The following is a 13,525-nucleotide window of genomic DNA, read 5'->3' as shown; positions in this document are numbered from 1 at the left end:
TCATGAAAGCAAAAGATTTATTTATTATATTTGGGATCATCGGCATCGTTCTCATGATGATTATTCCTGTCCCGATCTTCCTAATCGACATCCTGCTTATTCTAAATATCTCGATTGCGCTGATGATCCTGCTGGTATCGATGAACACCAAAGAAGCGCTCGACTTCTCCATCTTCCCGTCGCTTTTGCTCATTACGACGCTATTCCGTCTGGCGCTCAGCGTCTCGACGACGCGAAGCATTTTGACGCATGCCGAGGCGGGCGAGGTTATCGCGACGTTCGGCAGCTGGGTGGGCGGCGGCGAAGTCGTAATCGGCTTCATCGTCTTCCTCATTCTTGTCGTTGTGCAGTTTATCGTCATTACGAAAGGCTCGGAACGGGTAGCCGAGGTTGCGGCTCGATTTACGCTCGACGCGATGCCGGGCAAGCAGATGAGTATCGACGCGGATCTCAATTCCGGTCTTATTAATGAACAGCAGGCTAAAGAGCGCAGATCCAAGATCGAACGTGAAGCGGACTTCTACGGCGCGATGGACGGTGCGAGCAAGTTCGTAAAAGGCGACGCCATCGCCACCATTATTATTCTAATCATCAACCTTATCGGCGGTTTTATCGTCGGTATGGCCATGCATGGCATGGACTTTCAAGAGGCATTGGAGACGTTCTCGATCCTTACGATCGGTGACGGATTGGTCGCGCAAATTCCCGCGCTGCTCATTTCGACGGCGGCAGGCTTGATTGTGACGCGCGCGGCCTCTGACGGAAACCTGTCTCAGGACGTTACCGGCCAGCTGCTTCGTTATCCAAAAATGCTGTATGTCGCTGCCGGCACGGTGGGCGTGCTTGGTTTGACGCCTATCGGTATCCTCAGCACTTGGCCGTTCGCGATCATCCTCGCAATTGGCGGGTATACGATGCAGAAGAGATTGGTCAGGCAGCAGGAGCAAGACGAGCTTCTGGTGGAAGAGCAGCAAATCGAAGAGGTCCGCAGTCCGGAGAGCGTCATCAGCCTGCTCCAAGTGGACCCGATCGAATTCGAATTCGGTTACGGCCTCATTCCGCTGGCGGATACGCAGCAGGGCGGGGATTTATTGGACCGCATCATTATGATCCGCAGGCAGTGCGCGCTTGAGCTTGGACTTGTCGTTCCCGTCATTCGGATAAGAGACAATATTCAATTAAAGCCGAATGAATATGTCATTAAGATTAAAGGAAACGCGGTTGCCAGAGGCGATCTGCTCCTCAATCATTATTTGGCCATGAGTCCCGGCTTCGAAGATGAATCGGTCGTCGGCATTGAGACGACGGAGCCTGCATTCGGTCTGCCGGCCATCTGGATTGACGAAGCGATGAAGGAAAGAGCGGAGTTATCCGGGTATACCGTCGTTGACCCGCCTTCCGTTGTTGCAACGCATTTGACCGAGACAATCAAGCGCCACGCGCATGAGCTGATCGGACGCCAAGAAGCGAAGATGCTGGTAGAGAACGTCAAGGAGTCGTATCCAGCCTTGATCGAGGAGCTTATCCCTTCGATTCTGACGATCGGGGATGTTCAAAAGGTTTTGGCCAAGCTGCTCAAGGAGAAGGTTTCGATTCGGGATTTGGTTACCATATTTGAAACGCTGGCCGATCATGGCCACTATACAAAGGATCCCGATATTTTGACCGAATATGTGCGGCAATCCTTATCCCGACAAATTACGCAGCAGTTCTCACCGGGCGGAGACACGCTCCGCGTCATTACGGTTGGCCCGCAGCTAGAGAAAAAAATCGCGGAATCCGTCCAACAGACGGAGCACGGCAGCTATATCGCGCTAGATCCGGTTTCTACCCAGCAAATTTATCAGAAGCTGAACGAGCATGTGAATCGTCAGCTTCAATCCGGCCAGCAGCCGATCGTCTTGGCGTCACCGACGATTCGCATGTATTTGCGGCAAATTATCGAGCGGACGATGCAAGAAGTGCCGGTGCTGTCCTACAGTGAGCTCGAGCCTTCTATTGAAGTACAAAGCGTAGGGGTGGTGAATCTATGAGAGTAAAACGCTACGTGGTTAACGCGTTGCCGGAGGCGGTTACCAAAATCCGTACGGATCTGGGCAAGGATGCCGTTATCCTGGATACGAAGGAGATTAAGGTAGGCGGATTTATGGGCATGTTCCGCAAAAAGAAAATGGAAGTCATCGCGGCTGTCGAATCGAATCCGCCAAAGCCGGAGCCGCCTGCACGTAAAGCGCCTCCAGAGGTTCACGCGGTCGTCGAGCAAATATTGCAAACCGCTCAGCGATCCGGCGCAAGCAGCACAACGGTCATGGAGCCGCCGCCTGCTCCTCCTCACATGCAGGAGCCGCGCGGGACGTTTGAAAGCCAAGAGAGGCGATCGAACACCGAGCAGTTCATTATTAATGAAATACGCGATTTGCGTGAATATATGGTGAAGCTAACGAAGCAGCAAAATGATCTGCATCATTTGTCAGAGGAGATGCTTCAGCTGAAGGACAGGCTTAAGCAGCAAGAGCTTGATGACGAATGGATCAATAAACTGATGGATGCGCTCCAAGAAGCGCAGCAGCATGAGAATCGCAGCTTTGAGAGGGACGAGCTATGGCGGGAGGCTCGCAGCATGATGGCCGGCTGGCTTCAGCCGTATTGCAAGGACGCCCAAATCAGCAGCGAAGCTCGGGTTGTGCATTTTGTCGGACCGACGGGCGTAGGCAAAACGACGACGATTGCAAAGCTGGCTGCCGAGCAGACCATTAAGCGGGGCAAAAAAGTCGGGTTCATCACATCCGATACGTATCGCATTGCAGCCGTAGATCAGCTTCGCACGTACGCGAATATTTTGAACGTTCCGATGGAGGTCGTTTTCTCGCCGATGGATCTTCCGAAGGCCTACAAGGCGCTGGAAGGACGCGACCTCATTTTGATGGATACCGCAGGGCGCAACTTTCGAAGCGAGCTTCATGTATCCGAAGTGATCAGCCTTCTGCATTCCAATGAGCCGAACGAGACGATATTGGTGATGAGCTTAACGGGCAAAACGGCGGATATGTCCATCATCGCCGAAAGATTCACCAAATACGGCATACGGAAAGTGCTCTTTACGAAGCTGGACGAAACAACGGTCTACGGCGCCATATTGAACTTGATCCTGAACTATCAGTTATATCCGACCTACTTGGCCAGCGGCCAGAATGTGCCGGATGATATTGAGCGATTCCGGGTGAACGCTTACCTGGATAAGCTGTTAGGAGACGGCGAGCATGAATGACCAGGCTGAAGCGCTGCGCAATCTGATCAGACAACAAGAGCATCGCACAGACCGAAAGGATACGCGAATCGTCACTGTTACAAGCGGCAAAGGCGGGGTAGGCAAATCCAACTTCAGCTTGAACTTCGCGATCACGCTTCAGAGGCTGGGGAAGAAGGTGCTTGTGTTTGACGCCGATATCGGGATGGCGAATATCGATGTGTTAATGGGCAAATCATCTCCATACAGTCTCTATCATTTGCTGAAGCATGAAAAAACGATATGGGATATTATAAGCGTCGGCCCTGAAGGACTTCATTATATTGCAGGCGGTTCCGGCTTTAAGGATTTGCTTGAGCTATCGGAGGATCAGCTGAACCGGTTCGCTGCCGAGATTGAAAAGCTCCACGGGGAATACGACTATATTTTGTTTGATACGGGAGCGGGGTTATCCAAGGAGACGGTCAAATTTATATCGTCCGCGCAAGAGACGATCGTTGTCACGACGCCGGAGCCTACTTCGATAACGGATGCGTACGCGCTGATCAAAATGGTCAAGGCCATGGATATGAGCATTTCATTCCGGCTAGTCGTCAACCGCGCATCCGATTATAGAGAAGGAAGAGAGACGGCCGAGAAGATTAGTTTAGTAGCCAGCCGCTTTCTCCATTACGAGATTCCGACACTTGGCATTTTGCCGGATGACCCCCATGTATCCAAAGCGGTGAAGCGGCAAGTCCCGTTCATCATTGCATTTCCGGACAGCGAAGCGGCTGTCGCGCTGACTCGGATCGCCAAACAATTTTTGGAGATTCCGCAGGCAGATGGCGAGAGCGGCGGTGTCAAAGGATTTTTAACCAAATTATTCAGACTGACAAGATAATCCTTTGGAATTGAGGTGGGATTAGGTTGGCGCCATATCGAGTACTTGTTGTGGACGACTCCGCATTTATGCGGAAAATAATAAGCGATCTTATCCTTCAAGATGAGCAATTTGTTATAGCTGCTACGGCTGTCAACGGGATCGAGGCGGTTTCGGCCGCGGCAGAGCATAAGCCGGATGTCATCACAATGGATCTGGAGATGCCGAAGATGAATGGGATCGAGGCGCTTCAGCTCATCATGAAAGCGACACCGACCCCCATTATTATGTTGTCGGGGATAAGTGAGGACAACACCCGCGATACGATCAAAGCGCTGCAATACGGCGCATTTGATTTTATCCGAAAGCCAACGAGTCCGGCTTCCGGCGATATTGTGACCGTTGGCGAGCAGTTAATCGAGAAGCTGCGTGCCGCGGTGCAGGCGCGGCGCGGCGTCAAAGCTGAGGCAGCCGCTTCCGTTCAAACAAGGGAGCCGGTCGAATATCGACCGAAGACGCCATCAAAGAATGAGCTGCCGGAGACTCAAAATGGCAAAATACTTAAACCAAGGGGAACTACATCTCCTGCGACAGCACCGGATAAACCGTCTGGGGAGCTGAAAACCAAAGCGAAAGCTCCGCTGGCTGCAAAGACGGCCGTCCCTAACACGAAACCTGTAAAGCAGGATAAGGCCGGCCTTTTGGACAAAAAAACCGAAATCAAACCGAAGGCGGCGAATCAGCAAAAGCCGCCTGAGGTTAAACAGGGTACAGTCAAGCCGCCGGCAGCCGGGGGCAAAAAGGCGGGAAGCGCGGCATCGTTTAAGCACCTCGTCGCCATCGGGACATCTACGGGAGGACCACGAGCGCTGCACGAAGTCGTATGCTCGCTGCCCGGGGATTTTCCGGCACCCGTACTTATCGTTCAGCACATGCCTCCTAAGTTTACGAAATCGCTAGCTCAACGGCTCGACAGCTTCAGCGCTTTAACAGTGGTGGAGGCGGAGCAGGGCATGCGCGTTTCGACGGGATTTGTGTACATTGCGCCTGGCGGATACCACATGGAGTTGGCAAGGGATAACGCGGGTTACGCGATCCAGCTGACAGAAGCGCCGCAGCGGAACGGTCATCGCCCTTCGGTCGATGTCATGTTCGAATCCTTGCTTCCGTTCAAGGAGCTGGAAAGACATGCGGTAATTATGACGGGAATGGGCAGTGACGGCGCAAAAGGAATGAAGTCTCTCGCCGAGCATGGTGCGGCATCGACCATCGCTGAAGCGGAAGAAACCTGTGTTGTTTACGGCATGCCACGCTCCGCTGTTGAGTGCGGCGCCGCCAAAACCGTTTTACCGCTGCAGGGCATCGCTTCCAAGCTGGTGAGCGCAGTGTTCATATAGGCAGGAATCGAAAGTAAAGGATCATACTACAGGAGGTGCCGGAACAATGGATATGAACGCGTATTTGTCCATGTTTATCGACGAATCAAACGATCATTTGCAATCATTAAATGAAAATTTACTCCAATTGGAAAACGACCCTGAGGATTTAACCATTGTGCAAGCGATCTTCCGCTCGGCTCACACGCTGAAAGGAATGTCCGCGACAATGGGCTTTGAGGACTTGGCCCATTTAACGCATGAAATGGAGAACGTGCTTGATCTGGTGCGCAACAGCAAACTGAAGATGGACAGCTTTATTTTCGATACGCTGTTCAAAGGCCTTGATGCCCTCGAGGCCATGGTACAGGATATCATAGGCGGCGGCACCGGCAAGGCTGACGTAACGTCGATCGTCGCATCGCTTCAGACGATTCTGAAAAGCGACTATAAAAACGGGGAAGGGGCAGCGCCGGCAGGCGCGGCGAAGCAGTCGGCAGCAACCTCAAGTTCGTCGTCTGCGCTGCTTGACGAATTCCAGTCCTCCATCCTGAAACAATCGATGGACAGCGGTCATGAGCCTTATTTTGTCCAGGTCACGGTCGATGAGAACTGCGTGCTGAAAGCGGCCCGCGCTTATATGGTTTTTAATCTTTTGGAGCAAAACGGCGAAATCGTGAAATCCGATCCTTCGGTTCAAGATTTGGAGCAGGAAAAGTTTGACCGTTCCTTCTCCGTGTTTACAATTTCGACAATGCCTGCGGAGACGCTGCGCGAGCAAATCTCCGGCATTTCTGAAATCGCCTCCGTACAAGTTACGCCTCTTGATCCGGAATCGCTAGCTTCGCTTACGGCCGCGCCGGCTGCCGCAGCGGTCGAAGCGCCGCCAAAGCCATCGGAAGCGGCTTCGGCAGCAAAAGAAAGCGGGGATGCGGGGCAGACAAAAAAACCTGCAGCTGCAGGACAAGGCGCTGCGGCATCGCGAACGATTCGTGTCGATATCGACCGTCTCGATATGTTGATGAATCTGTTCAGCGAGCTGTTGATCGACCGCGTTCGGCTTGAACAGCTTGCCAGCGAAGTAAAACGCACCGATTTGACGGAAACGGTAGAGCATATGGCGAGAGTCAGCTCGGATCTGCAAAACATCGTTCTGAAGCTGCGGATGGTGCCTGTTGATACCGTATTTAACCGTTTCCCTCGTATGGTTAGGGATCTCGCGAAATCGCTGGACAAAAAAATCGATCTTGTCATTTCAGGCGCGGACACGGAGCTAGACCGCACCGTCATTGATGAGATTGGCGATCCGCTTGTCCATCTGCTTCGCAACTCCGTCGACCATGGCGTCGAGTCCATTGAAAAACGGGTTGCGGCGGGAAAACCGGAGACGGGAACGATTCATCTGCGCGCCTTCCACAGCGGCAACCATGTCTTCATTGAAGTGGAGGATAACGGAGCCGGCATTAACCAAGAGAAAGTTACAAGCATAGCGATCAAAAACGGCGTAATTACGGAGGAAGAGAGCAAGAAGCTGACCCCCGACGAAATTAATATGCTGATCTTTGCTCCGGGCTTCAGTACAGCGGATAAAATCTCCGATATTTCGGGACGCGGCGTTGGCCTCGACGTTGTAAAAAATAAAATTACTTCATTAGGCGGTAACGTAGTTGTAACATCTGAATTTGGAAAAGGTACTAAGTTTTCGGTTCAGCTGCCGCTTACGCTGTCGATTATTTCGGCGATGCTCATCAAGCTGGGCTCCGAGAAATACGCGATTCCGCTTACTTCGATTGTGGAGACGGGCATCCTGCAGCGAAGCAGCATCCTGAACGTTCACGGTACGCACATGACGAAGTTCCGTGATTCGATCATTCCTGTCGTCTCCTTGAGTCAGGTGCTGGAATCCCCGGATTACAACGATGCGGCCGAGTCGGAGACCGAAATGATCGTCATCCGCAAAGGGGACAAGCTGGCTGCCGTATTAGTGGACGAGTTTATCGGCCAAAGCGAGATCGTTCTAAAAACATTAGGCAAATATTTGACCAACATCCATGCGGTTTCCGGCGCTACGATTCTGGGCGACGGTCAGGTTGCGTTAATTATTGATCCGAACGCACTTATCAAATAAGGGGGTTTTTTCGATGGGAGAAGAGTTAAAGGTTATCGTATTTGCGCTTGGCGCGGAGGAATATGGGATTGAAGTCGATAAAGTCCGCACAATCGAAAGAATGCTGCCGATAACCCGCGTTCCAAAGACTGCAGCCTTTATCAAAGGCGTCATTAATTTGCGCGGCGTAGTCGTGCCGGTAATTGATCTTAGAGGCCGTTTCAACCTGGAGCAGACGGAGCCGACCGAGCAGTCCCGCATTATCGTTGTTGCCGTTGGCGACTTGGAGGTCGGTTTTATCGTCGATTCGGCGAATGACGTTATTGATATCGACACCGACAATATCGATACTCCTCCTGAAATTGTGGGCGGCGTTAAAGCTAAGTATTTGCGAGGCATCGCTAAGCTCGGGGAAGGACGCCTGCTCATAATGCTGAATCTGTCGGAAGTGCTGAACAAAAACGAAATTATTCAGCTTGAGCAGATCGAGGTATAACGAGTGAGTCTATTCGATTCGTTTAAAGCGTTTGAGCTGGATGTGCTGAAGGAAGTAGGCAACATAGGGGCTGGCAATGCGGCAACCGCGTTGTCGAAGCTGCTGGATAAGCCGGTCGACATGGGTGTCCCGAAGGTAAGCCTGCTTCCTTTCGAAGAGGTAGCCGAAAGAGTCGGCGGCTCGGAGCAAATTGTACTGGCCGTTTTCCTTCGGGTAGAAGGCGAAGCGCCCGGCAACATGTTCTTTATTCTGGGAGAAGAAGCCGCCAAGCGCATGCTCAATCAGCTGATGTCGATGAATCATGTGGAAGATGAAGGATACTCCGAGCTGGAGCTTTCCGCTTTATGCGAGATCGGCAACATTTTGGCAGGCTCTTATCTATCGTCGCTTGCGGATTTCACTCAGCTTTCTATGGTGCCGTCTGTTCCGTCCATCGCGCTTGACATGGCTGGCGCGATTCTAAGCTACGGCCTGATGCAGTACGGAGAGATGGGCGATTCCGCCATGCTGATCGAGACGACATTTATTGAAGATTATCAATCGCTGGAGGGCCACTTCTTCCTTATTCCCGATCCAGATTCATTTAACAAAATATTTAAGGCACTGGGAGTCGATTTGGGATGAACGGGCAACTATTAGTGAAGGTGGGCATGGCGGACCTCAATATCGCTGCCGATGGCGCTGTATTGAAGACGACGGGGCTTGGCTCCTGTGTTGGACTAACGCTTTTTGACCCGATATGCAAAGTAGCAGGGATGGCTCACGTCATGCTGCCCTCCTCCAGTATTGCCCGCGAATCGCAAATGAATATCGCGAAATACGCGGATACCGCCATACCCGAGCTTCTGGAACGCATGAAGGCGGCGGGGGCGCGTGTGGAACGGATGGAGGCCAAAATGGCCGGAGGAGCTCAAATGTTTGCGCTTGGTGGATCCGACACACTCCGGATTGGCCCCCGCAATGTTGAGTCTTGCACCGAAATGCTCAATCAGTTTGGCATTCCCATCAAGGCACAGGATACGGGAGGAAATTACGGGAGAACGATTGAGTTTGACAGCGAAAAGGGTATTTTAGTTATTAGAAGCGTGCAGTATGGAGTAAAGGAGATTTAACATGCTGGGAACATGGCGATGGAATGTGGCGTTTGGCATTTTGGGATTGGCGCTTACCGCGCTTTTCTCTTTCGGCAACAATCCGTTGTCCGTTGTTATGCTCAGAGGGTTTTACGCTTTTGCATCGTTTTTTATACTGGCTTACGCCGCTCGCGCCGTCTTGGCGATGATTCTCCGCCCGCCGGCCATTCCTCTTCCGCCGGGAGCTGAGGAGGGGGAGACGGAGAAGGGCAGTCAGCTCGATGTTACAACGCCGGATGAGGCGGGCGAGCTGAACGATTTGCTGAAGGCGCAGCTGCAAGGCGGTAACGAGAGCAATCCCGCGGACGGGCAGAAGGAAGCGGCAGCCGAGTTTAAGCCGCTCTCGCCGCCACAATTCGTATCTTCCACAAACAAACAACCAGAAGAATTGGCGAAAGCCATACGTCACCTGACAGGAGAGTGAGTCGATGACAGAGCTACGAACGCCTCATTTGACTAACATCCAGATGTGGCAATCTTGGAAAGAGCATGGCGACCTCGAGGCCAAAAAAACGCTGATTGAAAATTACTTGCCGCTCGTTGATTACGTCACCAACCGAATGGCGATCGGCCTTCCGAAAAACGTGATGAAGGACGATCTCGCAAGCAACGGGGTAATGGGATTAATCGATGCGATAGAGAAATTCGATTACATGCGCGGGCTGCAATTCGAGACGTATGCTTCTTGGCGCATCCGCGGAGCGATTATCGACGGCCTCAGGCAGGGCGATTGGGTTCCGCGGTCCGTCCGCGAGAAAGCGAAACGGGTGGAGGATGCCTACCAGCATCTGGAGCAAAAGTACATGCGTTCGGTCACGGACGCTGAGGTCAGTGAATATTTGCAAATAAGCGAAAAAGAATTCACGAATATGCTTCAAGATATTTCGATTGCCACAATTTGTTCGCTGGAAGATCCGATTCGCGAGGAAGAATCGGAAACCCGCATGTCTCTTTTAGTTGACGATAAGGCCAAAAACCCGGATCATAAGGTCCATGAGTTTTATTTGAAAGAACAGCTAGCCAAAGGTATTGAACGCTTGACAGAGAAGGAAAGAACCGTCGTTTCTCTGTTTTATTACGAGGAATTGTCCCTTAGCGAGATTGCGGAAGTGATGTCGCTGTCACCTTCGAGAATTTCCCAGCTTCACTCAAAAGCCATTCTGCGGTTGAGAGGAGCTTTGGCTAAACATAAAGAACAACTCATGCAGCATTAGAGAGGGGGGAGTAAGGTGGACAACCTACAACTAGACTCTTGCTTGCGTATTCAAACTTCAGCTGATAAGCTGTCTGCCTTTCTTACATTTAGTCGAGTTACAGACGATTTTAAATGTTCGGCTTCCGATTTGGAGCATTTTATTCGCAGCAAGGGTGTTGTCCACGGACTCCGAATCGATGTGCTGGAACAGATCTGCAAAAATCCGCTTGCTTTTATGAATGAACAGAACTTGATCGCGGAAGGCGATAACCCGAAGCCCGGCAAGGACGGAACTGTCCGATATTTGTTCGACCCGGACGATAATGAGCATAAGCCGGCCGAGGGACAAGACGGCAAGGTGGACCTGAAGGAAGTGAACAAGCTCAAGAACATTAAGCGCGGACAATTAATCGCGGAGCTTATTGAGCCGCTTCCGGGACCGGCCGGAACAACCGTAACCGGTGAGACGATCCCCCCTAAGCTCGGTAAGCGCGCCCGGTTCAAGGTTGGAAAAAACGTTGTGTTGAACGGCGAGCAAAACGCGATGTACGCGGCGATCGACGGGATGATCACGTTAACCGAAAAAGGGAAAATTAACGTATTCCCTGTTTATGAGGTAAACGGCGATGTGGATTACAGCGTCGGAAATATTGACTTTGTAGGCACAGTCGTCATCCGCGGCAATGTGTTGAGCGGCTTTCGCGTGCGGGCTTCCGGCGACATCCGGGTCGTCGGCGGCGTAGAAGGGGCGGAGCTCGAATCGGAGGGCTCGATCGAAATTTCGAGCGGCATTATGGCGGGAAATAAGGGCTTCGTAAAAGCGGGACGCAACGTAAAAAGCTCGTTCATTCAAGATGGGATCGTGTATGCCGGCGAGGATGTTATCGTCTCGCAGAGTATTATGCATTCCACCGTCAAAGCGGGCAAAAATGTCATTTGTTCCGGCGCAAAGGGCTTAATCGTCGGCGGAACGATTCAAGCCGGCGAGCACGTTACCGTACGCACGTTAGGCAACGCGATGTCCACCGCGACGGCAGTCGAGGTCGGCGTCAATCCGGAGCTGCGAGAAGAGCTCCAGACGCTAAGAACGACGATTAGGCAGTCCCGAGAAAGTCTGGAAAAAACGGAGAAAGCGTTGACACTGCTTGATCAGCTGGCTGCCGCAGGCCAGTTGTCCGATGAGCGGCTCGAGATGCGGGCCAAGCTAAGCGCGACGAAACGGCAAGCCGTAGCCTTGATCGACGAATCGAAAGCCCGCATGATGGAGATCGAAAAATTATTGGAAGATACGGACCGCTCCAAAGTTAATGTCAGCGGAACCGTATTCGGCGGCACAAAAGTGGTTATCGGCCGATACACGAAATTTATGAAGGACAGCGCGCAGCGCATCTCCTTCCGTCTGATGGATGGCGACATTGCCCTTATACCTTTTCATCCTTAAGTGGACAACGACCGGAAGGAGCGTGCCCGCGTGACTTTAAAACCATTGGATCTGCAGATCAGTGTGCCTCGGACGCAGGAATTTGGCGGGATGCATCAGCAAGCCGTGCAAAGGCCTGCGGCGGAACAAACGCTGTTGGCCAACCAATCGTCGAAGCAGACAGAGGAAATGCGGCACCAGAATGCAGCGCTGGAACAATCCTCCAGGCTGGGTGTGCGCGCGAATCAGGATCAGCGCGGAGGACAACCTTATAAAGGAAAGGACAGAAAACGGCATCCTGATTCAACCGAGCTCGCCGACACGGGGCCGGAACAGCCGGCTCACCCTTATAAGGGCCATCATTTTGATATGAAATTATAATCAGCTTACATAAGGATTACATGCACAAAGCGAGGTGTTACAGGTGGAACCATGGCTGAACGTCGTACTTGTCGGAGCGGTTGTTATTGCAGCCGCGCTCATCATGCCAAAGAAGAAGCCGGAGAGTGAGCATTCCTCGCAATCGGTACGCAATATGGAGACTGCTTTGGATGAATTCATGGAAAACATGGAGAAGGACAACGAGCAGCTTCTGCAATTGGTATCCGAAACACAGCAGCACGCCAAGCTGGAGGCGCAGCTGAAGGATCAGCGCATCTCTTTGCTGGAGGAGCGTTGCGGCCAGCTGGAGAGGCTGCTGCAGGAGGCGATCGTCAGACCGGCTGTCGCGGCGTCCCATCCCGCGCATGCTCCTGCGAAAGACGCGGTTTCGGATGCTGGAGCGCGTGCAGGTTCAACGAGCGAAGAGGGTTTGGCGGTATCAGCGGAGCCGGATAAGCTTGGGGATTCCGAAAAAACGCAGAACCCGGACTCCATTCACGCTAGATACGCGGAGTTGTTCCAGCTGTACGGAGAAGGGAAGTCTGTCGAAGCGATTGCAAAACGTCTCGGCATGAATAAAGGCGAGGTGCAGCTCATTATCGGATTGTCCAAGCAGGAGGAGGCCGCTCATGCTTAACAGAAGACCGTTCCTTCTTGGACTCGGCATCGGCATTATGATTGGCGCAATCTTGCTGCAATTGTTTTATTTGGGACAGAATAGCCAGGAGAACCTGAAAGAAATCGGCCGGCAGCTGGAGAGCCCGGACAATGGACAGCAGGACGGGGCGGCTCCCCCTGAACAGTCTGGCAGCCCTGAAGCGGAGCAACAGCTTCAGCCTACGCCGGACAGCGCAGCGGAGCCCGCGGAGTCCGAGCAAGCGCCGGCCGCGAGTCCGACTGCAGCACATACAACGAATCCAGTAGAAGAAGATGCCGCCAATCCGTCTGCGCAGACGGGAGAAGCGGCATCAGGCGCGCTTAAGCTCATTCGGATCGAGCCTGGAATGAAGCTCGCTCAAATCGCGGCTTTATTGACGGAGAATCGTATCATAAGCGCAGGCGATGCCGGTGCATTCGTTCGGGGCATGCAGGCTGGCAATTTGAAAGCGCGCGCGGGGTATTTTGCGATGTCCGAGGGCGCCGGGGTGGATGCTGTCATCACGGCCGTTACCAGCAAGCCGCTGTCGAAGGAAGAAGCGGAAAAGCGGGTTTCTGAACAGCAGCAGTAGAAGCTTGAACTATCCGTTTTAAATATTCGAATGTTTTCTTGCACCGCGTGCCCAACTATGATATATTAAATGACGGTGT

The 13,525-nt window shown here is 52.5% G+C and carries 14 protein-coding genes; all 14 read left to right on the top strand.

Annotation, left to right across the window (positions count from 1 at the left end; all coding sequences use genetic code 11):
* Positions 1–2 precede the first annotated feature (2 nt).
* The 14 genes from flhA to D3P08_RS15375 are packed head-to-tail and all read left to right on the top strand — an operon-like array spanning position 3 to position 13,446.
* On the top strand, positions 3–2,033 hold the full coding sequence (gene flhA, locus D3P08_RS15440; protein ID WP_119600592.1) for a flagellar biosynthesis protein FlhA: 2,031 nt from the start codon (positions 3–5) through the stop codon (positions 2,031–2,033).
* Positions 2,030–3,268 (top strand): flagellar biosynthesis GTPase FlhF, encoded by a 1,239-nt coding sequence (gene flhF / locus D3P08_RS15435; protein WP_119600591.1) that lies wholly within the window; start codon positions 2,030–2,032, stop codon positions 3,266–3,268. The genes flhA and flhF overlap by 4 nt, the downstream gene beginning before the upstream one ends.
* Positions 3,261–4,130 (top strand): MinD/ParA family protein, encoded by an 870-nt coding sequence (locus D3P08_RS15430; protein WP_119600590.1) that lies wholly within the window; start codon positions 3,261–3,263, stop codon positions 4,128–4,130. Before flhF ends, D3P08_RS15430 begins: the two co-directional genes overlap by 8 nt.
* Before the next feature lie 26 nt (positions 4,131–4,156).
* Positions 4,157–5,506 carry a chemotaxis-specific protein-glutamate methyltransferase CheB gene (locus D3P08_RS15425; RefSeq protein ID WP_119600589.1) on the top strand — a complete coding sequence of 450 codons (1,350 nt, stop codon included), beginning with the start codon at positions 4,157–4,159 and terminating at the stop codon, positions 5,504–5,506.
* Positions 5,507–5,552: 46 nt separating this feature from the next.
* The gene (locus D3P08_RS15420; protein ID WP_119600588.1) at positions 5,553–7,613 is read left to right on the top strand and encodes a chemotaxis protein CheA; all 2,061 of its coding nucleotides are present in this window, start codon (positions 5,553–5,555) and stop codon (positions 7,611–7,613) included.
* Positions 7,614–7,626: 13 nt separating this feature from the next.
* A complete protein-coding gene (locus D3P08_RS15415) occupies positions 7,627–8,088 on the top strand; it encodes a chemotaxis protein CheW (RefSeq protein ID WP_119600587.1) in 462 nt (153 codons plus the stop codon).
* Between the two features lie 3 nt (positions 8,089–8,091).
* Positions 8,092–8,712 (top strand): chemotaxis protein CheC, encoded by a 621-nt coding sequence (locus D3P08_RS15410; RefSeq protein ID WP_119600586.1) that lies wholly within the window; start codon positions 8,092–8,094, stop codon positions 8,710–8,712.
* On the top strand, positions 8,709–9,200 hold the full coding sequence (locus tag D3P08_RS15405) for a chemotaxis protein CheD (protein WP_119600585.1): 492 nt from the start codon (positions 8,709–8,711) through the stop codon (positions 9,198–9,200). Before D3P08_RS15410 ends, D3P08_RS15405 begins: the two co-directional genes overlap by 4 nt.
* Before the next feature lies 1 nt (position 9,201).
* The gene (locus D3P08_RS15400; RefSeq protein ID WP_119600584.1) at positions 9,202–9,645 is read left to right on the top strand and encodes a hypothetical protein; all 444 of its coding nucleotides are present in this window, start codon (positions 9,202–9,204) and stop codon (positions 9,643–9,645) included.
* Between the two features lie 4 nt (positions 9,646–9,649).
* Positions 9,650–10,435 carry a FliA/WhiG family RNA polymerase sigma factor gene (locus D3P08_RS15395; protein WP_119600583.1) on the top strand — a complete coding sequence of 262 codons (786 nt, stop codon included), beginning with the start codon at positions 9,650–9,652 and terminating at the stop codon, positions 10,433–10,435.
* Between the two features lie 15 nt (positions 10,436–10,450).
* Positions 10,451–11,857 carry a DUF342 domain-containing protein gene (locus tag D3P08_RS15390; protein WP_119600582.1) on the top strand — a complete coding sequence of 469 codons (1,407 nt, stop codon included), beginning with the start codon at positions 10,451–10,453 and terminating at the stop codon, positions 11,855–11,857.
* Positions 11,858–11,887: 30 nt separating this feature from the next.
* The gene (locus D3P08_RS15385) at positions 11,888–12,217 is read left to right on the top strand and encodes a hypothetical protein (RefSeq protein WP_119600581.1); all 330 of its coding nucleotides are present in this window, start codon (positions 11,888–11,890) and stop codon (positions 12,215–12,217) included.
* 43 nt (positions 12,218–12,260) lie between these two features.
* Positions 12,261–12,854, top strand: coding sequence for a DUF6115 domain-containing protein (locus tag D3P08_RS15380; RefSeq protein WP_119600580.1), 594 nt, complete (start codon positions 12,261–12,263; stop codon positions 12,852–12,854).
* On the top strand, positions 12,847–13,446 hold the full coding sequence (locus D3P08_RS15375; RefSeq protein WP_119600579.1) for a hypothetical protein: 600 nt from the start codon (positions 12,847–12,849) through the stop codon (positions 13,444–13,446). The genes D3P08_RS15380 and D3P08_RS15375 overlap by 8 nt, the downstream gene beginning before the upstream one ends.
* Positions 13,447–13,525: the final 79 nt, after the last annotated feature.

Source organism: Paenibacillus nanensis, from assembly GCF_003583765.1.
Classification (GTDB): Bacteria; Bacillota; Bacilli; order Paenibacillales; family Paenibacillaceae; genus Pristimantibacillus; species Pristimantibacillus nanensis.
This window is presented reverse-complemented; position numbering and strand designations above follow the sequence as displayed.